Raw genomic sequence first — 20711 nt, forward strand, 5'->3', positions numbered from 1 at the left:
GCGATGACTTTGTGGGGACGATTACCACCGTAACGAACTTTGGACTATTTATCACTTTAAATGAGTTGTTCATTGATGGGCTGATACACATCTCCAACCTATCGGCGGAGTATTATGAATACAACGAGCGAGAGCAAGCCCTCATCGGTGAGCTTGGTACGACCTTTAAACTGGGCGAACAGCTTTTGATTAAGGTGGCTGGCGTGAATATGGATTTATTGCAAGTAGATTTTGCGTTGGTGGAGAAGGTGGGGGAAGAGCCTAAAAAGACTAAGAGTAAACGGAGTAAATAATTGTGAGTAAAATCAAACAATTAGGGCAAGTTCCCACGCCTACTTGGATTGTGCAAGAGATATTAAATGCCACAGATTACACAGGCAAGCGGATTTTGAGGCGATATGCCTTAGAACCTGCCTGTGGTTCAGGTCAATTTTTGTGCGAAATGGTCAGCCGTTATATTCAGGCAGGCATTGATAACGGCTTAACCCATCAACAAATTTCTGATGAATTGAGTGAATATATCATCGGTGTAGAAATTGATAAATCAGCTTGTGATCAATGCATTAATAGATTAAATCAAATTACCAAAGAAAAACTTGGTATTAGCTCTATCTCATGGCGAATTTATCACAAAAATACCTTAGATTTTTATCAAAATTATCCCCGTTATTTTGATTGGATTGTGGGTAATCCCCCTTATGTGCGTTTACATAATTTAAATGATGAAACCAGAAACATATTAAAAGAAAAATTTCAATTCACCAAAGGCACAACAGATTTGTATTTGGCTTTTTTTGAAATGTGTTTTTTTATGTTAAATGAAAGAGGAAAATTTGGATTTATCACACCAAACAGCTTTTTATACAATAACTCATATCGTGATTTCCGCCAATTTTTGCAAAATGAAAAAAAATTAAAATTACTATATGATTTAAAATCAAATAAAGTATTTGATGGCTATTCTACCTATACCTCTATTAGTGTTTTTGATAATTCTTATCAAAATGATTATTTTATTTATAAAGAACTAGTCAATAATAAATTTCATGAAATTAATCGTATCAATTATTGTCAATTAGACCCAAAAAAGTGGATATTTGCCAACAAAGAAAATAGTGAATTTTTATCAAAAATAAACAATAATAAACAAAAATCCCTACAAGATTATTTTAATATACAGTATGGTTTTGCCACACTAAGAGATAAAATTTTTATTGATAAAGCCATACATCAAGAGAATGGCTTATCATTATTTCATGGAACAATGATAGAAACAGCTGTATTAAGACCTGTTGTCAAAGGTTCACGCTATAAAGGCTCATCTGACGATATAGAGCATATAATATTTCCCTATGTCAATAAAAATGGACGATATTTAGCTTACGATGAACAAGAATTAGCAAGTAACTTTCCCTTAGCATACGATTATTTATTAAAACATAAAACAGAATTATTAAAAAGAGACAGCGACAAAAAAGCTCAATGGTTTGAATTTGGTCGCAGTCAAGGTTTACAAACCTCTCATCAAGAAAAAATAGTTGTTAGCACACTAGTAAATCAACAAATCAACTTTTTTCAATTACCAAAAGAAGTATTGGTTTATTCAGGTATTTTTTTAACCAAAAAAGATGATGATGTGGATTGGCAAATTGCTAAAAATGCACTAAGTTCGCCAGAGTTTTTACATTATGCTCGCCTGACAGGTAAAGATATGTCTGGCGGATACAAATCATTATCTAGTAAACAAATTAAATCATATGGTCTGATTTAATATACAAGGTATAACCATGAATAACCAACGATTTTTAGAAGTACTAAGAGATTCTTTTATTAAGTTTTTAAGCACCAGTTCTCGCAGTAATGAGAAGTTAAAGATATTACATGGGGCGATTGCTCATGATTTATCAGAGCGTTTGGGCGGTGATTATCAAATTAAATCCTTGGGATTTGGAGAACAAAATGAAGGTAAAATACAAGGCAGATACATCAATAAAAATGTAGATATTACTATTTTTGAAAATAGTAAGCCTATTGCTGGCATTGCTGTGAAGTTTGTCATGCAAAATTATGCTCAAAACGCCAATAATTATTTTGAAAATATGCTTGGAGAAACTGCCAACATCAGAAGTAATAATATTCTTTATTTTCAAATTTTTATCATACCTAGCCAATTACCTTATTATAAAAACACAGGAGAATTCAGCAAATGGGAACAATTTAACGAACATCATTTTGAAAAATATAAAATTCTGTCTAATGATGATAATGAGTGCTGGCTACACAGTCCAACCAAAACGCTAATATATGTTATTGATTTATCAGCTAAACATATATTCGACCTAAACAATAGATATGATTACACCAATCATTATTTAAAATTACACTCCGAACAAAATTTAATTCTAAGCACATCATCTAAATTTGATGATAAGCCATTAGGTTCAAATTTAATATTAAATGACTATGAAAAATTTATCAACAAAGTTGTTTATAGGGTTTTATCACAATAAAATCATCACTTTTAATACTCAAACTTTTTTAGACAACTTTTTACTTTATGACCACAAAAATTAAAATCACCCTCACCCTAAGCCTCGTCCTACTTGGGGCGAGCTTATCCGCCTGTGCCAAACCCAGCACCGAACCTGCCACCAAAACCACCCAACACCAAACGGTGCGTGAAGGATTTTATGAACTGACAGAGCTTGACTTATCCAAAGTCGGACTTGCCAAACAAATCGCCCTTGATGATGTGGGCTATCTTATGGTCATCAATGACAAAGGCGAGCTATGGCAAGTGCCACACCCTGACAGACCTGCCAAACTTGCTGAGGGCGTATCGCCAATCGTGACTCCTATCGTGACTCCTGTGGTAAAGTTTGATAAAATCGCCTTTGCTAACAAAGACGGTCATTTTACCCTAATCCAAAACGGCAAAACTTACCACTCCACCATCCACCTCTCGCCCCACTCTGCCATGCTCATGCTCCCATTTGCCACCATAGCGGTACAAACACACGATGACGGCACGGCAAGCCTTGTCCGCCTTGAAGTGGTGGGCGATGGCGTTGAGGTGGTTGCAAGTTTTTCCCCTGTACTGCCAGACGCTCGCCCCGTGCAGATTAATTTTACAGGCGATAACAGCGAGGGACATATCGCCGTGCTATCCCACCCCGACAGCACCACCTATCAGCATGGGGTACTGGGCGATGACATCGAGGCAGGGCAAGTACAATTTTTAGAACGCCACAGCCTAACCCCACTTGCCAAACCCCTAACGGTCAAAGGAGCAGTCTTTGAGGCAAATAGCTTTGAAATCCTACCCAACGGCAAAGGTCATCGCCTAGTAACGACACTTGCAGGCGGTGGGCATGGAGCAAGTGCGGTCATCATTGACAATGTGGACAGTCAATTACAACTCATCGCCCAAAGCACGCCCCTACCTAGCAATCGCTGGCAGTCGCCTTTTGTGTTTGATGATAAATTGTATTCGGTGCAAATGCCCCATTTGGTCGGGCGGTTGGTCGAGTACACCCAAATTGGCGATAAGCTCAATGAAAAGGTATTGGGTAAGGGTTATTCTAACCATGCCATTGGTGCGTTTGATACCAATTTGGTGGCAGGTCGTTATATGTTCGCTCTCATTCCTCATAAAGGCTATCGCCAGATGAGTATGATGACTCCTGATGGCTTGATTGCCCTAAATGACACCCTACCCGCTCCCATAGTGCGTACTGTATCCAATGATACTTTTGGTTATTTGTTACTGGCGGACGGTGGTGTGTGGAAAGTGAGTTTGACTAAATAGTAAAGGTGTAGCCAACTTCATTCACAAAGTGCGTCAATACACCGCTTAAACTTGGTGCATGGCATGCCTTACAGTTTGCGATGATGTCAATCATCACGGCTTTTTAATCCCCTCCAACAACCCCAAAAACCCCGTCATATACGCCATGTTTAGGCTACTTTGTCGCACGCCTGCATAAAGCTGACAATGCACGCCGTCTCCGAGTGTCCGAGAAATCACCCAGCCTTTTTTCTCATACTCGCTCGCCACCCAATCAGGCAACGCTGACACGCCCCGCTCAGATGCCACCAGCTGTATGAGCATGGCGGTCAGCTCAGTGGTGCGAATGTTTTTGGGGGTAATGCCCGCAGGATTTAAAAATTTGGCGATGATGTCAAGCCTCTCTTGCTCCACAGGATAGACAATCAAAGTCTCCTCCACCAAGTCGCTAGGGGTAATATGCTGATAACTCGCCAAGCGATGAGCAGGCGACATCACCAAACGGCTTTCATAAGTAAATAAGGGCTGATAATACAAACCCTCAATCGGCAAATTGCTCGCTGTGATGAGTAAATCAATGTCGCCATCGATGAGCATTTGGTGTGGCTCTGGTTCAAAGCCTGAGGCAAAATCCAGCTCCACATCGCTATAAGTTTTGCGGTACACATTCAAAATTGGCATGAGCCAATCAAAACAGCTATGACACTCACTCGCCAAACGTAATCGCCCTGATTGTCCATGAGCCAGACGCTTGATGTCGGCTTTGGTGCGAACGACCTGTGGCAGGACATTATCCGCCAGTTGTAGCACAAGTTTACCTGCTGGTGTAAACGTAACTGGGCGTGTACGGCGGTTCACAAGCGTGATGTCATAATAGCTTTCAAGTTCTTTTAATTGATGAGAAATGGCGGAGGCAGTCAAATTAAGTTCATCAGCGGTCGTGGCAAGCGAGCCATGACGAGCAAGGGTAGCAAGCATTTGTAGGTGGCGGATTTCAAGCATGGCGGTTTGGTTTAAAAATTTTCATCATGGTATCATAAAATCAAAAATTTTTCAGGTCAAGGTAGACTAAGAATAAAAAGATTGATATTTCATGACGGCAAAGTCTGCCGATGACACTTATGACACTTAGCACATGAGTAACGTCTTATTGCTTGTTAAAAAATTGAGCAAAAACCGCCCTTGCTTCATCACTTTTTAACCGTTCATTAAACAAAACGAGTTCTTGTTCCATTTTCGCTTGAATGGCGTTGGTATTTTTCATTAAGGCTTTGGTTTGCAAAAGTGCAATGGCGGGCAGTTTGGCAAGGTGCTGTGCCTTTTGGCGAGCGGTGGCTAAAACTTCATCAGCTGTCTCAAAACAAGCATTGGCAAGCCCCCACTCATGGGCGGTTTGTCCTGTGATTGACTCGCCCATGACAAGCATTTCAAAAGCTCGCACATGTCCAATCCGTTCGGTCAAAAGCAGGCTCGATGATGCTTCGGGAACTAAGGCAAGATTGACAAAGGGCGTGCTAAGGCGAGCGGATTTTTGGACATATACCAAATCGGCATGCAGTAGGAGTGTTGTGCCAATCCCCACACCCGCCCCTGTTACCGCACAAACAATGGGTTTAGGATAGTCAGAAAGCGTACGAATAAACGCCACGCCTTGTGCTTTTTCAAAATCGCCTCCATCACGAGCAATCGCCAAAAAATCCGCCAAATCATTGCCTGCACTAAAATAATCCCCCACCGCACTAAACAAAACAACCTTAATGTCATCGTCCGTTTTGGCACTCATCAAGGCGGATACCATGTCAGCGTACATGGCGTTGGTAAGGGCATTTTTCTTATCGGGGCGATTTAGGGTGATTTCTAATATGCCATTATTAACGGAAGTTTGGATAAAATTTGACATGGTTTGGCTCGTGTGAATGGGCGTTTTATTTTAGCAAGAAAGCCATGCAAAACAAGCTAGGAAAATGACTGGCAAGTTTGATATTTTAGGTTTTGTATTTTCAATCAATCTTAGACACAATTTTTGTACAAATTATGATGTGAGCGTTTGTCTTTTATTATATAATTTAGCGTTATTTTTAAAATGGCTTACCCTCATGGACATCATCTTACAGCTTTTTGATTTTATTTTGCACATTGATAAGCATTTGGCACAATTTCTTACCGACTACGGCATGTGGATTTATGGGATTTTATTTTTGATTATTTTTGTAGAAACAGGTCTTGTGGTCATGCCGTTTTTACCCGGAGATAGTCTGTTATTTGCCGCAGGAGCATTGGCAGCGGTAACAGGAGCGTTAAATCCCGCCCTACTCATCGGACTGCTGTTTGTGGCGGCGGTACTGGGCGATACTCTCAACTACCACATCGGCAAAGCCATCGGCCCAAAGGTTTTTGAGTTAAATACCCGCTGGATTAATCAAGAACACCTAAAAAAAACCCAAGCCTTTTTTGATAAGCATGGTGGCAAGACCGTGATTTTTGCACGATTTTTGCCATTTGCTCGCACCTTCGCTCCTTTTGTGGCAGGGGCAGGGAGCATGCATTATCAGCGGTTTTTGGCATATAATGCCATTGGTGGGTTTTTGTGGATTGGTTCTTTTATACTGCTTGGGTATTTTTTTGGCAATCAGCCCATCATCAAGGAGAATTTTACCTACGTGATTTTTGGTATCATTGCCATTACCACATTGCCTGTTGTGATTGGCTTTATTAAAAATAAACGCCAAAAATCTTCATAATCTCATGGAGCTTTTGGCTCTTGACTGTTTTCAAATAACGACTTTTCAAGCTCAGGTAACGCCGTCTTCATTAAGCTACCCATGTCCATCTGTGGCTTAGACGGCGTAAGCCCCATCAAAGCCTCTCGCTCACTGACACGTTTGGTGGCGTAGGCAAACGCTTCCTCAAAGGTATTTTTCTCACGCAAGCTCTCAGCAAAAAACGCTCGCCCAAAATACGTCAAATCCGCATCATGATTACAGCCAAAGGACGCTCTATCGGCAGCAGAGGCAGTCATAATCAGCGTGGTTGGCGATGATAACGCTTCAATAAACACCCCAGAATAACAAGATGACACCACGATCACACGCCAGCGGATACCAGAGGCATCGAGCGTTTCTTTTAGCCACACTGGGTCAATATCATCAAGGTCAAGTGGCGGATTATCAAGCACCAAATCCCCCAAAATCTGACCGTCTTCTGCCACCGCCCCATGCGAACTTAGCGCCAAAAACAGCACATCCTCATCGCTATTCATCTGCTTACCAATGACTTGCAATGCCTCATGAATGCTGGTCTTACTGGCGATGGCATCTGTCTGCCATGTGGATTTGTTATTGATGAGCATTACCGACTTACCCTTTGTGCCAAAGCGTACATCGAACAGCTGACGTGCCTGCTCAATCTCGCTTTTAAACACATCTTGCTCGCCGTAGCCAGCCACGCCCATAAAATACCATTCGCTCTTACCACTCTCGCCTTTTTCAATTTGGGTCAAATGGTCAGCCAAAATCATCGGTTGGGCATAAAATTCCACCTCAGAAATGGTCGGCATGGGATTTTTTACCTTAAAAATCGGTTGGTCGGCGACGTTTTTTTGCCAAACCGCCAAAAGAGCAATCGCCCCTGCCATCATGACCGCTTGTTCCCACCACGGCCAGTGCAGTCGTTTGGCAAACACCCACAAAAGTGCCGTCGTCTGCCACACAAATAACGCCATAAAAATTAGTGGCATGACATCATACAGCCAGTGAGGCAGCCAGTTTTGAAGGATTAAAAATTGCACGCCACTTTGTAGTAGCACAAGGAGTGTGTCCGCCACCAGCCACAAAATCACAGGCACAAATAGTAGTGCATAGTTTTGGGTGCGTTTGGCAAGCAAAATCCCCACCACCAGCATGACGGTCGGCCAAATCAGATAACTGATAAGCCCTTGCTCATTAAACTCACTACCCATACTGGAAGCCAGCCAGCCAAACAAGATGTTTGATGCCAATGCCAACACCGCAAACAGCACAAACTGCCCAAACGTTGGCTTAACCCAATGAAAAGCACGCACCGAGCCAGCCAACATCCACAAGGAGGCAACGATGTTGGCGGCGAAGTTAAGTGAAAATCTTGGCAAGGACTGAATTTTTAGGGAAGCTAATGACAAACCAATGCCCTTTAACTGGATAAATAGCACTATTGTCGCAAAAATTAGCAAATGTCGCAAGTTATTTTATAGAAAATTAGTATGCCATCATCACAATTTATCATAAAATTTGCCAAATCCTCATAAATTTTATGGGTTTTTAAAATGTCTCATGGATTATTATTATAAGTGTGATAAAATAACGATTATTTTGACATCCAAAACGCTATGGGTAGTATTTATTTGTTGATTCCACTTAGTCTTATGCTGTTTGCTGTGGCGATTTGGGCGATTGTGTATGCCGTTAAATCCAACCAATTTGAGGACTTGGATAACGCTCCTGACCAAATCATCTTGGACGACCGTCAAGCTCGCCGTGAAACCCCAAGCCAAACAAACACCTCCAAGGATAACTCATGAACTTCGCTTTACTCATTCCTGCTCTTGCCATGGGGTTTTTGGGTTCACCACACTGCATGGGCATGTGTGGTGGTATCGTTGCCGCCTTTGGTATCAGCATGAAAAACCTAAACCCCCAAAAACGAGGCATACTCATCGCCAGCTATCATGTGGGTCGCATACTTAGCTATATGGGGTTGGGACTGGTTGCGACATTGGTGGGCGAGACAGTGCTAGCCCCTTTTATCACTGGCAATGCCCTGCCACGCATCATACTGGGATTGGCGATTATTTTTGCCTCTCTACTCATGCTTGGTTTGCCCATTTTAAATCGCCTTGAAAAAGTGGGCTTAGGTCTCTGGCAGGCTCTTGCTCCCATTCGCCAAAAGGTACTACCAATGGATAGTATACCAAAAGCCCTATCGGCAGGACTGCTGTGGGGACTACTCCCTTGTGGTATGGTGTACGGAGCATTAGTGATGGCGGTGAGTATTTCGGCAACCAGCGAACCAATGATGGGCGTGCTGTTTATGGCGATGTTTGGACTTGGCACAATTCCCATGCTTGCTTTGACAGGGGCGACACTCTCGTGGCTCCAACAAAAAGTTAAAGCCTTTAACCTACGCCGATTTAGCGGTGCCATCATGCTTATCTCTGGCATCTTAGTCATGACGCATAATGGTGGCGGTCATCACAACCACCATCACGCCCACACCCACGATGACACCACTCACATGACCCATCAGCATGCCATGAGCGACCACGCCAACCACGAACACGACCACAGTACACATCATCACTAATTTAGGGTGCATTGCACCCTTTTTTGTCAAAAACAGCAAGGATAGCCCCTACTTTATCCATACATTCTTGGTATTCGCTGTCCAATTCTGATTTGATGGTAACGCCACCCCCTGCCCAAAGCTCTACTTTGTCTGACTTTTGCAACGTGCGAATCAGCACATTCCAAATGCCCGTGCCATCAAAATTTAAATAACCCATCGTACCACAATATGCCCCGCGTGGGCTGATTTCTAATTCATCAATAATCTCACAGGCTCGTTTTTTAGGCGTGCCTGTGATTGAGCCTGCTGGTAGTGAGCCAAATAACACTTCTAAGGAATGTATTTCTTTTAAATTGGCGGTAATGGTGCTGACCATATGATGAACATTTTTAAAACTTTCAATGGCAAAGCGTTTGGGCGTTTTTACTGTGCCAACTTTGGCGTATTTGCCCAAATCGTTTCTTAATAAATCCACAATCATCAAATTTTCGCTGATGTCTTTTTCGCTGTTTGTGAGTTCGTTTTTTAATTTATCATCAATAATAGGGTCGCTGTGGCGGGGGCGTGTGCCTTTGATGGGTTTGGTAATCAGATGAATGTTGCCATTTTCCTGATAAAATTCGAAAAACAATTCTGGCGATACGGATAATAATTCAAAATTGGTTAATTGTAAATAGCCTGCAAAAGGGGCGTTCATTTGATTTTGTAAATTGGGCAAATGGCTGGATAAATTAGCCAAATCCGCTTGCCATCTTTGCGTTAAGTTAATTTGATAAGTATCGCCTGCTTTGATGTATTCTTGGGTATGGTTAAAGGCATTGATATAATCTTGTTTTTGCCAAGTGGGGTTAAATTGGGTGGGTGTGGGCGATGTTAATTTTTCTTTTAATAAATTTGCTAAATTATCTTTAATCTCATTAAAAAATAATTCATCAACATCAATACCAAAAAGCTCAAATCCAGTATCGCTCTTTTTTAAATAAATATCATAATGCCCCAAATACGCACAGGGCTGATTTTTTTTAATGCCGATGTTGGCATTTAAATGATTGGCACTCATGTCATAACCAATAAAGCCCATAAGTCCGTGTGTGTATTCGTCTTTTTGGGTGGGGCAATCAAAATTCTTGCTATAAGCAATCAGTTCATTTTGCCAATCGCTGTAAGTGATGGCATAGGCAAAGCTTTGCCCTGTGTGGCGGTCGCAGCGGTGGGCAGTAAATGTGCCGTCAAATTCAACCTGCCAAGCGGTTTTTGGGCAAATACCAATCACAGGGCGATGATTGTTATTTAAAAAACACACCTGCCAGTTGGGGTAGTGCGTGGCAATCAGGGCGGTCAGCTCGCTTGGGGTGTGGGGGGTGGTAAAATGATGAGTGAGCATTGTTAAGCGGTCAATAAAAGGCAAATTGTAAAACAAAACACCCAAAAACAAAAGCCCCTTTTAAAAAACAGCCAAAACCCATCACACACGCTAGCCACACCATCAACCATCTCATTAATCACAACAAAGGCGGTACAGACCGCCTTTATAAAACTTGTCTCATCAAGACACGCCAACATCAATAGCCTTGCTTAACAAGATTTTTTGACTCATCACAGCCTTCTTGATCACCCAAATCACAGGCTCTGCCGTACCATTCTTTGGCTTCTTTTTTATTTTGACGCACGCCCTCGCCACTGTCATACATCACAGCGATGTTATAGGCGGCATCTACCTTGCCTTGCTCATAGGCTTTTTTATACCACATCATCGCTTTACCATGACTTTGGCGAACACCTCGTCCATCACCATACATATTGCCTAGATTATATTGAGCATCTGCATTTCCCTGCTGTGCTGCTTTATGATACCAACTGAATGCTTGCTGGTCGTCTTGTTTAACGCCATATCCTTCATCGTACATCGCACCCAAATTAAATTGAGCCTCTGCATCCCCTTGTTCTGCCGACTTACGATACCAACTGATGGCTTGCCCATAGTCTTGTTTGACACCTTGCCCCTCATCATACATGGCACCCAAATTATTTTGAGCCTTTGCATACCCTTGTTCAGCCGACTTACGATACCAGCTCACTGCTTGGGTATAGTCTTGTTTTACGCCATATCCATTGTGATACATATATCCCAAATTATATTGAGCATCGGCATTGCCCTGCTCTGCCAGTCGTTTAAAGATAGGGAAAGCTTGGGTATAATTTTGCTGTTCATAATACGCTGTTGCTGTATCAAAATCATCTGCCATTGCAGGGGCAGAGATGGCTAGACTGCACGCCAAAGCGATGGCGGATAAAATGTGGGTGAGTTTCATGTTTTGTCCTTCGTTATTAGCTTATTTTTGTGCATATTAACACAAAAGCCTGTCATCACAACAGGCTTTGTCAGTTGGATTAGTTTTCAAACTTCTTTATCACCAGTGCCGAATTGGTTCCCCCAAAACCAAAGCTGTTACTCATGACCGAGTGAATCTTGGTTTGGCGGGTGGTTTGGACGATGTCAAAGGGCTTGGCTTTTTCGTCCATGTCGGTGATGTTAATGCTTGGGGCGATAAAGTCATGATTCATCATCAGCACACAATAAATCAGCTCCTGCACGCCCACCGCTCCTAGGCTATGCCCTGTCATGGATTTGGTGGAGCTAATGGGCGGTGTTTTATCCGCACCGCCAAACACATCTGCGATGGCATTTAGCTCGGTAATGTCGCCAAGTGGCGTGCTGGTGCCGTGTGAGTTTACATAGTCCACCGTGTCAAGCCCTGCTTGCGTTAGGGCGATTTGCATACAGCGAGTTGCCCCTTCTCCACTTGGAGCGACCATTTCCGCTCCGTCTGATGTCGCCCCATAGCCGACAATCTCTGCTAAGATAGTCGCCCCACGAGCGGTGGCGTGTTCTAGGCTCTCCACGACCACCATACCACCCCCACCTGCGATGACAAAACCATCACGGGTGGTGTCATAAGGACGACTGGCGGTGGTGGGTGTGTCGTTGTACTGGGTACTCATCGCCCCCATCGCATCAAACATGCATGACTGCGTCCAATGCTCGCTCTCGCCACCACCTGCCAGCACCACATCGGCTTTGCCAAGCTGGATAAGCTCCATCGCGTGCCCAACACAGTGGCTGGATGTGGCACAGGCAGATGACAAAGAATAGCTAATGCCTTTGATTTTTAATCCAGTAGCAAGTGTGGCAGAGACGGTGCTACTCATAATCTTAGGCACGGCAACCGCCCCCACGCCCCGCAGTCCTTTCTCTTTCATGTTATCCACTGATGTTACGACATCGGCTGTGCTTGCTCCGCCTGAGCCTGCCACCACCGCCACTCGCACATTATCCGCCACCTCATCAAGGGTGAGACCTGCATTTTCAATGGCGGACAATGCCGAGACATAGGCATATAGGCTTGCGTCCGACATAAAGCGTTTTAATTTGCGGTCAATTTGGGCGGTGTCTAGGGCATCCTTGTCAATAGAACCAGAAACTTGCGATTTAAAGCCATTGTCGGCATAGCTTTGATTAAAGATGATGCCTGATTTGCCTGTTTTTAGACTTTCGGTAACGCTGGTTAAATTATTGCCAATGTTGCTGACAATGCCCATGCCTGTGATGACGACTCGTTTCATAAATTTTTCCAAAAAAGTTTACAGATGTAGCGGTATTATTGTAACAAATTATGACCTAAAAAGGGGATTTTTTCAATGAAAATTTAAAATAAAAAAACGGCGATACTCTCATCGCCGTCTTGGTGTCATGACTGGTCAACTAAAATGGTAAATCTTCATCAGTAGGCTTGGTATCCACTGGTGGGGTTACCGCCTTTGTGGGGACTGGCTTATCGTTCATGAATGGGTTTGAGGCTGGCACGTTCATGCCTTGACCCATGCTCTGTTCCATGCCTCCCATGCCTTGATTTGGCATGCCACCTTGTTGACCGAAGCCTTGATTAGGGTTGTTGTTTTGATAGCTTGGCATGCCTTGACCAAAGCCATTTTGGTTGGAGTGAAATTGATTGTTAAAATTACCGCCCTGAAATTGACCGCCACCAAAGCCACCACCATGATGATTTTGGTGGCCATCATGACCGCCCCATTGACCTGGTTGGTTGTAGGTGTTTGTGTTATTTTGACGGTTGCCGCAGCCGCCACCTTGCCAATCCTGCCCTTGACCGCCCTCACGTCTGTCTAGCATTTGCATTTGATTGGCACGAATCTCTGTGCTATAACGCTCGATACCCTGAGCATCAGTATATTTGCGAGTATGTAAACTACCCTCAATGTACACCAGCGACCCTTTACGCAGGTATTGAGCGGCAATCTCGCCCAAGCGATTAAATAGGCTCACTCGATGCCATTCGGTTTGTTCTTTTTGTTCGCCTGTATTTTTATCTGTCCAACGGTCGCTGGTCGCTACATTAATGCTGGTTAAGCTACCGCCATTTTGAAATTGACGAACCTCTGGGTCTTGACCCAATCTACCTACGATGATAGCTTTATTAATACTTGCCATAACATTTCTCAAATTTTGTTTTACTTAAAACAGCACACCACTTGCTGTTATTTTGCCGACCATATAAAAAATCAAATACATCTCTTATCAACATTTTGGATTTTATGCACATCGATTTTTGCTATTTTAACTCATCCTCAGTCTTGTTGTTTGGTCTTTTATATCTGTCTTAATCATTAAAGCCTGCCGATATTTATTAACAATGACAACCCAAATCATCTCGGTCATGAAACGATTCAATGCTTTGCAATCACAAGATTTTAGACCATGAATTACAAATCAAAATATCGGCACATCTTATCGATAAAAATAAGCCAGAATAAAAAATCCTGACTTATTTGATGGCACAGTCAAGAAAATCTTGCTCTGTGATTACACGGCATAATCTTCTAGCTTTTTGCCTTGTGCCAAAGCAGCTTCAAGCCAAGCTGGTTTACGACCACGACCTGCCCAAACGTTTTTTGGGTTGGCTGGATCACGGTATGCCACATTGCTTTCTTTTTGAGCTTTTTTGCCTACTTTTAGAATTTCTTCAATGGTAGAACCATGCTCTTTGGCGATTTGTTTAAATTGCAAATAAGCGTCTTTTAGACCCTGTGCTTGCTTTTGTTTGATTTTGGCTTGTGCGTCTTTTGCCAACGCTTCTAGCTGTTCAACGCTCAATGCATCAATATTAACACCAGTCATAATAAATCCTCTTTAAAGATAACACCCAACACAATCAAAATAAAAGACAAAACCGCAAAGTCATCTGATACGTTTGATATTTTGGGCAGTACAATCAACGGTTTGTTAAGTAAAAATCAATTAAACACCAAATCAACTTTACTCATATTGATATGTTAACATATTTTATTAAAAAAATACAAATAATTTTATTAAAATTTGTTATTTTTATCGATAATTTTAATAAACATTCTATCATAATCCATCAAATATTTTATTTATGACAATGCTTTTATGGAAAGATAAAATAACTGCAAACAACATGTCAGCGATAACGCCCAAATCACCGAGCGAAATAACGCCAAATTCATGGCATACGCCATCACATAAATGACACGCAATAGCACATACAGCCATGCCACTGCGTTGACGATATTTTGGGGGACGAACGCATACATGGCAAAGATGACCGCACCAATAAACATTGGCAAACTCTCAAAGCTATTGGCTTGCGAAGCATTTAACCGTGCTGACAGCCCTGTACTTTTTGCTAAAAATTCACGTGGGTTTTGGTTGTCTGTCTTAAAGTCAAATCCCCCTACAAGCTTTGCCAAAAATGCACAAACAAAAGGTAAAAGACACGCCACCACAACAGCAATGATGGCATGACTGGCTTTATCAGAAAATAACATGACCCAGCTTATAGCCATCATTACACCGCCAAAATTTCAAAATCGTGCGTGATATTTACCCCACCGTCAGCCAGCATTTTTGAGGCGGAACAATATTTGGTGGCGGATAGCTCAACCGCTTTGGCGACAGCGGATTCTTTGATGTTCTCCCCCTCCACAATAAAATGCAAATGAATGTCGGTAAAAACCGCAGGCACGCTATCGGCACGCTTTGCCGACACCTCACAGCGAACATCACGAATGGCTTGACGAGATTTTTGCAGAATACTCACCACATCATAGCTGGCACAGCCGCCAAGCCCCATCAAAATCAGCTCCATCGGTCTAGCCCCAAGCGTCTGAGCAGAATCTAGCACCACCTGATGACCTGAGCCACTGGTTGCCTCAAAATTAATCACGTCATTTTTTAGCCAGCGAACACTGGCGTTCATATCACTCATGTTTTACCTCATTATATAGGGTTTATGCCACACAAATTGCCCATTTTAGCACAAATTTACCAAAGGGCAAATTTGCATACACCACCCTACCCATCGTCAGTCTCACTCCACAAATCCCAAAACTTCATAAAAATTGACGGTTTTTGTGAAATTTATCATCAACTTATCATTTAGAAACATTTTTAAGCAAAATAATGTTACACATTTTGTCAAAAATTTGGTTTAATAGTCGCTAATAATTTGCCAACCATTTGGCTTTGATAAATTTAAGGTTTTCGTCATGATTGATGCAGATGGCTTTCGTGCCAATGTCGGTATCATCTTGGCAAATACAGAAGGGCAGGTGCTGTGGACCAAACGCATCGGACATGATAGCTGGCAATTCCCACAAGGGGGGATTGACTATGGCGAGACACCGCTTGATGCGATGTATCGTGAGTTATATGAAGAGGTTGGGCTATCCCCACATCATGTTGATGTGCTTGGGGTTACGCATGATTGGCTTCGTTATCGACTGCCTAGACGCTATGTTCGACTTGGACAAGAGCCACTCTGTATCGGACAAAAACAAAAATGGTTTTTGCTTCGCCTAGATGAGAAAAATACACACTTTATTCGGTTTGATACTGCAACACCTGAGTTTGATGAATGGGCATGGGTCAGCTACTGGTATCCTTTGGGTCAGGTTGTTCCTTTCAAAAGAGGTGTATACCAAAAAGCACTCTTGGAGCTGGCTGACAGGTTGCCGTTAAGAGCCGAACTGAGAGCATAATAAAACAAGCCATGAATTCATGGCTTGTTTTTTTGGCGTCGGCACAAAACCGTTAATATCACAGGTGCTTATCCAGCAATTTAACAAATTCTGATTTTGGCTGACCGCCGATGACCATATCGACTTTTTCGCCATTTTTAAAAACAAACAAAGTAGGAATGCTACGAATACCAAAACGTGCTGAAATCTCTGGATTTTCGTCTACGTTTACTTTAACAATTTGGAATTTGTCGGCGTATTCAGCATCAAGCTCTTCTAGCGTTGGGGCGATGGCACGACAAGGACCGCACCAAGGGGCCCAAAAGTCTACCAAAACTGGCTTGTCCGATTTAAGAACATCTGCCTCAAAACTGCTGTCGGTGGTGTTAATGATGGTCATGGTAATTTACCTTTATCATGGGGCGTATTTAATATAAGCATAAATCCACAATACGCCAAGTGTTAATATGCATGTGTCATCAAAATCATAATGGGAGGTGTTGATGATTTTTCAAGATTTATATTCAAAAACCCAAAAAACACCCCAAAACTTCATGCTATAATAACAATCATTATTTACATAGGCAAATTTAATTTGTCAAAAACACCCATTAAGACAACTAAACTCACACCCACGAAACACCCATGACACAACGCACCCACGACCGCCTAACTGACGACAAAATCGCCCTAATGAATGCTGATGAAAATGCCAAAGATATTGATTTTTTTAGGGATTTTATCAAATCTATTACCGTTTACGAAGATGATGACATCTGGGTGGGCGATAAGCCTTTTGGATTGCTTAGTGTGGACGGTCGTACATTAAAGGTAAGCTTACAATCTCGCCTGCTTAGGGTATATCCCAACATCAAGCTCGTGCATCGGCTTGACATGGACACCTCAGGACTGATTATTTTTGCCAAAAATGAATCTGCCCAGACCCATCTATCCAAACAATTCATTGACCGCATTCCCACCAAAGAATATCAAGCGGTGGTATTTGGCACGGTGCTAAACGATGATAAAAAAGGCGTGATTGACATTCCTGTCCGCTACGAGCCCACCACCAAACCTAGACACATCGTGGACACGACTTGGAGCAAGCGAGCTTTGACACATTATGAAGTCATGCACCACGAATTACGCCAACTTGACGGGCAAAGCTACCCTGTAACTCGCCTTGCCCTATACCCTGTTACGGGGCGGTCGCACCAACTTAGAGTGCATTGCGTGCATATCGGTCATGTGATGATTGGCGACCCCATTTATGCTGAGGGCGTGGCGTTGTCATTATCTAACCGACCAAACCTACACGCCCACCGCCTACGCCTAAAACACCCCGTACATGGAGCGTGGCTAGAATGGGTCAGCGAAGTGCCGTTTTGATGACCATTAAACACTTTAAATGTTTAAACACTCAAATTTTTTATCCTGCTTTGTTGTGGCAACATCATTGCCACTTGTGGGGTTTTGCAAACAAATATGTGTGCTTTCTATCAGACTGCCTGTTAGGGTGGGAGCAAATACATTGGTTAATGGCACACCATTGATATGATGATTGGCAATATTAATCAGATTGTCCAGCGATTTTACCTTGACCATGTATGAGCGGTAATCATACTCGCCAACATCGGCAAGAGTTTTACCAATCACATTGGTTGGGTCTAATTTTTTCTGTGTTGACTTATTATCATGATGATAATGGGCAGCAAATTCTGAGGCGGGCAATTTGGCCATGTTAATTTGCTCACTCATGGTATTGGCAACATCATTGATGGTTTTGTGCTTTTTATAAAATAAAGTAGTATTGATGTCCTTATCCAGATGATTAAATAAATAATACACCCCCATAAATTCGCCCGTGATTGCCGTGTTAAAACTCAGCTCATCAGCAGTCATGGGCGATATGGTTGGTTTTATGGTGGGATTGTGGGTGTGATATAATACAATTGTTTGGATTTGATTGGCTATCATATTCGCATAAAGAATTTTATCAATCAAAAGATTGGCATTGGCTAAATAAGCTCGCAATGAGGATAACTCATCAAGTAACCCTTGCATGACTTGACTGGGGTGATGGGTTTTTAATAAATGAATAAAATGCAGTCGTTGCCCTTTTATTAAAATCGCATATTGCGGATAATGCATTGAAAAATGAAAATCCCCTTGCATGATTGCTGGGCTGTTTTTTAAAAAGGTGGCATATCGGTCATGGACAGTTTTGTTTTTTGAGATGTCAAATTTTTGGGTCAAGAGGCTCTCAAAACACGCATGAGGATTTTGAGAACCACTCACCTGATATTGACAAAATAACCCTGTGTTGTCATCATTACCCTCATCAAAGATAACAACTTCATGAACAGGGTGTTGTTGATTTAAAGCCAATATCTCCTCTTCGCTGGCATGTTGCTTTAAAAGTGCCTGCAACTCATCAGTATATACCTTACCCGCCTGCAATGGCTCATCTTTTGACCCAATACCCAAAAGATAATAATAACTGTCCTTTTGTGTTTGTGTGGCACTTTGTTGGCGTGCGTGATGATGATTGATGAGGGTGGTGGCGTTTTGGTTTAATGGCACATCGGCACACGCTGACAAGACAACACCAAACAAAAGCAGTAATTTTTTCATAAATAACCCCAACGCCACATATTTTATCGCATTGAATGACAATGTTAATATTGACAAATCATTAAAGCGATTTATCCTTAATAAACCCACTCACACGCTGACATAATATCGCCCACAACCGACTTTGGGCGTTTTCGCTACCCCATGCATTATGAGGCGTAAAAAACACTCGTGGGTGGTCTTTTAGGGCAAGTAGTGGCTCATCATCGGTTGGTGGCTCTTGGGGAAATACATCGCTGGCATAACCCAAAATCTTACCCTCTAACAGCCCCCTGACGATGGCATGACTATCCACCACATCGCCACGAGCGACATTGATGATAAGGGGTTTTTTACCCATTTTGCTGATGGTGTCATCATTGATGAGGTGGTGCGTGTCGTCCGTCAAAGGGCAATGCAAACTAATCACATTGGCACACGCCAAAACCTCATCAAAGGCGGTGTAGCCCTCTCTGGGGGTCGCCCCCGCCCTGTCAGCGTATAGCACCGTCATACCAAAGGCGGTGGCGATTTGCCCTACTTTTTGTCCGATTGCCCCACGCCCCACGATGCCCAGTGTCCGCCCCGCCAAATCCAGTATGGGCGTATCTAACAAACAAAACTTACCATCTGCCTGCCATGTGCCGTCCGTTGCTTGTGTGTGATAATGTCGCCCTGCACGCATGGCAGTAAGCATAAGCATAAAAGTATGCTCTGGCACGCTGTCGGTGCTATATCCTGCGACATTTTGCACCGCCACGCCACACTCCTCACACGCCACCAAATCGATATTATTCATGCCTGTGGCGGTCAGTTGGATAAGCTTTAAATTTGGCAATCGCTCAATAACCACCCTACCAATGACCACTTTATTGACAATGATAATGTCCGCCCCTTCACACCGTGCCACAATCACATCATCATCTTGGGGTGTACTCTCAAACACCTGATACTCGCTGACCCCATTAGGGGTAGGCATGGTTAGGCTAGATAAAAATGTATTTCTATCCAAAAATACTGCTTTCATGGAAACTCCCATTTAAAACAAAAACACGCCCATCATAAGCGTGTTTTTATAATAAATCAATCCAAATCATCACATTCATCGCCAAAGCAAATATTGCACTCTGGCAATCTCTCTTGAAGCCATGCCACATCTTCTATGCTGATGGGGTTGCCTTTTAGCCCAAGCCATGTCAAATGTTTAAGATTGGCAAGTGGTCGAACATCGCTGATTTGATTACGCCCCAAAAACAACTCTTTGAGTGTGGTTATGTTTGTCAATGGCGAGATGTCGCCGATTTGATTGGCACGAAGTCCTAATGAAATCAATCCTGTAAATTTTGATAACACGTCAATGTGTTTGATTTGATTATAGGATAAATCAAGCGTGGTAAAATCCCCCAAAGACCCCACCTTTTCAAGTGCAGAGATATCACTGATGGCATTACCGCTAAGACATAAAGACTCCATCAAATACAGCCTTGACAACGGCGAGATATCAGCAATCTTATTATCAGAGAGAATTAAGGTTTGTAAGCGACCAAGAGTGGATAGAGCGGATACATCAGAAATTTGATTATTTGCCAAAAATATATGTTGCAATCTGGTCAGTTTTGCCAATGGTGAAATATCCACAATTTTATTATTGCTAAGTCGCACATGCATAAGCTGAGTCAATCCACCCAAAGGCGAGATGTCGCTGATTTGATTATACCCCAAATTCACAGAAGTAAACCATGTCAAATCCGAAAGCACGCCTACATCAGTTAAATCGTGATTTTCCAAATCCAGCTCAGTGATGTCTGATTTTTTAAACAAGAAATCACTACCATGCACAGTTTCTTTGTGTGATGTCGTATCGTTTATTGTATTATTATGCAAAAAACAATTCACTTGCAACTCCTTAATGCAAATCCAACAAAACCAATATTAC

General features: G+C 42.5%; 23 protein-coding genes. 9 read left to right on the top strand and 14 right to left on the bottom strand.

The features are described 5' to 3' along the window. The 4 genes from Q4B79_RS07835 to Q4B79_RS07850 form a co-directional block, all read left to right on the top strand. Nucleotides 1-293: S1 RNA-binding domain-containing protein (locus tag Q4B79_RS07835; RefSeq protein ID WP_303085871.1), on the top strand; the 293-nt coding region annotated here is incomplete at its 5' end. 2 nt (nt 294-295) lie between these two features. After that, nucleotides 296-1771, top strand: coding sequence for an Eco57I restriction-modification methylase domain-containing protein (locus tag Q4B79_RS07840; RefSeq protein WP_303085872.1), 1476 nt, complete (start codon nt 296-298; stop codon nt 1769-1771). A 16-nt stretch (nt 1772-1787) separates the two neighbouring features. Beyond that, entirely contained in the window at nt 1788-2510 is a 723-nt protein-coding gene (locus Q4B79_RS07845; RefSeq protein WP_303085873.1) for a hypothetical protein, read from the top strand. Nucleotides 2511-2557: 47 nt separating this feature from the next. Further along, complete coding sequence (locus Q4B79_RS07850) at nt 2558-3808, top strand: hypothetical protein (RefSeq protein WP_303085874.1); 1251 nt, start codon at nt 2558-2560, stop codon at nt 3806-3808. A gap of 93 nt (nt 3809-3901) precedes the next feature. Here Q4B79_RS07850 and Q4B79_RS07855 read toward each other — a convergent pair whose 3' ends face one another. Then, a complete protein-coding gene (locus tag Q4B79_RS07855) occupies nt 3902-4789 on the bottom strand; it encodes a LysR family transcriptional regulator (protein ID WP_303085875.1) in 888 nt (295 codons plus the stop codon). A 145-nt stretch (nt 4790-4934) separates the two neighbouring features. Beyond that, nucleotides 4935-5687 (bottom strand): enoyl-CoA hydratase-related protein, encoded by a 753-nt coding sequence (locus Q4B79_RS07860; RefSeq protein WP_303085876.1) that lies wholly within the window; start codon nt 5685-5687, stop codon nt 4935-4937. Nucleotides 5688-5883: 196 nt separating this feature from the next. Between Q4B79_RS07860 and Q4B79_RS07865 the strand changes: the two genes are divergently transcribed. Continuing rightward, on the top strand, nt 5884-6528 hold the full coding sequence (locus tag Q4B79_RS07865) for a DedA family protein (RefSeq protein ID WP_303085877.1): 645 nt from the start codon (nt 5884-5886) through the stop codon (nt 6526-6528). A gap of 2 nt (nt 6529-6530) precedes the next feature. On the opposite strand, the gene Q4B79_RS07870 is transcribed toward Q4B79_RS07865, so the two are convergent. Then, nucleotides 6531-7943 (bottom strand): C13 family peptidase, encoded by a 1413-nt coding sequence (locus Q4B79_RS07870; protein ID WP_303085878.1) that lies wholly within the window; start codon nt 7941-7943, stop codon nt 6531-6533. Nucleotides 7944-8150: 207 nt separating this feature from the next. Between Q4B79_RS07870 and ccoS the strand changes: the two genes are divergently transcribed. Beyond that, nucleotides 8151-8342: a cbb3-type cytochrome oxidase assembly protein CcoS gene (ccoS, locus tag Q4B79_RS07875; protein WP_303085879.1), complete on the top strand. Its 192-nt coding sequence runs from the start codon at nt 8151-8153 to the stop codon at nt 8340-8342. Then, nucleotides 8339-9124: a sulfite exporter TauE/SafE family protein gene (locus Q4B79_RS07880; RefSeq protein WP_303085880.1), complete on the top strand. Its 786-nt coding sequence runs from the start codon at nt 8339-8341 to the stop codon at nt 9122-9124. Before ccoS ends, Q4B79_RS07880 begins: the two co-directional genes overlap by 4 nt. Nucleotide 9125: 1 nt before the next feature. On the opposite strand, the gene Q4B79_RS07885 is transcribed toward Q4B79_RS07880, so the two are convergent. The 7 genes from Q4B79_RS07885 to Q4B79_RS07915 all read right to left on the bottom strand — a co-directional run bounded on the left by Q4B79_RS07885 (nt 9126) and on the right by Q4B79_RS07915 (nt 15402). Then, on the bottom strand, nt 9126-10490 hold the full coding sequence (locus Q4B79_RS07885; protein WP_303085881.1) for an anthranilate synthase component I family protein: 1365 nt from the start codon (nt 10488-10490) through the stop codon (nt 9126-9128). A gap of 178 nt (nt 10491-10668) precedes the next feature. Then, complete coding sequence (locus Q4B79_RS07890) at nt 10669-11418, bottom strand: tetratricopeptide repeat protein (protein WP_303085882.1); 750 nt, start codon at nt 11416-11418, stop codon at nt 10669-10671. Between the two features lie 79 nt (nt 11419-11497). Next, nucleotides 11498-12730 carry a beta-ketoacyl-ACP synthase II gene (locus Q4B79_RS07895; protein ID WP_303085883.1) on the bottom strand — a complete coding sequence of 411 codons (1233 nt, stop codon included), beginning with the start codon at nt 12728-12730 and terminating at the stop codon, nt 11498-11500. 139 nt (nt 12731-12869) lie between these two features. Further along, nucleotides 12870-13613, bottom strand: a complete 744-nt coding sequence (locus Q4B79_RS07900; protein ID WP_303085884.1) for a single-stranded DNA-binding protein — start codon at nt 13611-13613, stop codon at nt 12870-12872. Nucleotides 13614-13985: 372 nt separating this feature from the next. Beyond that, the gene (locus Q4B79_RS07905) at nt 13986-14300 is read right to left on the bottom strand and encodes an H-NS histone family protein (RefSeq protein WP_303085885.1); all 315 of its coding nucleotides are present in this window, start codon (nt 14298-14300) and stop codon (nt 13986-13988) included. Between the two features lie 257 nt (nt 14301-14557). Continuing rightward, nucleotides 14558-14989, bottom strand: coding sequence for an MAPEG family protein (locus Q4B79_RS07910; protein WP_303085886.1), 432 nt, complete (start codon nt 14987-14989; stop codon nt 14558-14560). Nucleotides 14990-14991: 2 nt separating this feature from the next. Continuing rightward, nucleotides 14992-15402 carry an OsmC family protein gene (locus Q4B79_RS07915; RefSeq protein ID WP_303085900.1) on the bottom strand — a complete coding sequence of 137 codons (411 nt, stop codon included), beginning with the start codon at nt 15400-15402 and terminating at the stop codon, nt 14992-14994. Between the two features lie 289 nt (nt 15403-15691). Between Q4B79_RS07915 and Q4B79_RS07920 the strand changes: the two genes are divergently transcribed. Beyond that, the gene (locus Q4B79_RS07920) at nt 15692-16183 is read left to right on the top strand and encodes an RNA pyrophosphohydrolase (protein WP_303085887.1); all 492 of its coding nucleotides are present in this window, start codon (nt 15692-15694) and stop codon (nt 16181-16183) included. 58 nt (nt 16184-16241) lie between these two features. Here Q4B79_RS07920 and trxA read toward each other — a convergent pair whose 3' ends face one another. Next, nucleotides 16242-16562, bottom strand: coding sequence for a thioredoxin (gene trxA / locus Q4B79_RS07925; protein ID WP_368500053.1), 321 nt, complete (start codon nt 16560-16562; stop codon nt 16242-16244). A gap of 245 nt (nt 16563-16807) precedes the next feature. Between trxA and Q4B79_RS07930 the strand changes: the two genes are divergently transcribed. After that, nucleotides 16808-17551: an RluA family pseudouridine synthase gene (locus Q4B79_RS07930; RefSeq protein WP_303085888.1), complete on the top strand. Its 744-nt coding sequence runs from the start codon at nt 16808-16810 to the stop codon at nt 17549-17551. A 15-nt stretch (nt 17552-17566) separates the two neighbouring features. Here Q4B79_RS07930 and Q4B79_RS07935 read toward each other — a convergent pair whose 3' ends face one another. The 3 genes from Q4B79_RS07935 to Q4B79_RS07945 all read right to left on the bottom strand — a co-directional run bounded on the left by Q4B79_RS07935 (nt 17567) and on the right by Q4B79_RS07945 (nt 20671). Further along, nucleotides 17567-18796, bottom strand: coding sequence for a hypothetical protein (locus Q4B79_RS07935; protein WP_303085889.1), 1230 nt, complete (start codon nt 18794-18796; stop codon nt 17567-17569). A gap of 61 nt (nt 18797-18857) precedes the next feature. Next, nucleotides 18858-19802: a D-2-hydroxyacid dehydrogenase gene (locus Q4B79_RS07940; protein ID WP_303085890.1), complete on the bottom strand. Its 945-nt coding sequence runs from the start codon at nt 19800-19802 to the stop codon at nt 18858-18860. A 56-nt stretch (nt 19803-19858) separates the two neighbouring features. After that, nucleotides 19859-20671, bottom strand: a complete 813-nt coding sequence (locus tag Q4B79_RS07945; RefSeq protein WP_303085891.1) for a leucine-rich repeat domain-containing protein — start codon at nt 20669-20671, stop codon at nt 19859-19861. Nucleotides 20672-20711 lie beyond the last annotated feature (40 nt).

This window comes from Moraxella sp. (genome assembly GCF_030525845.1).
Lineage (GTDB): Bacteria > Pseudomonadota > Gammaproteobacteria > Pseudomonadales > Moraxellaceae > Moraxella.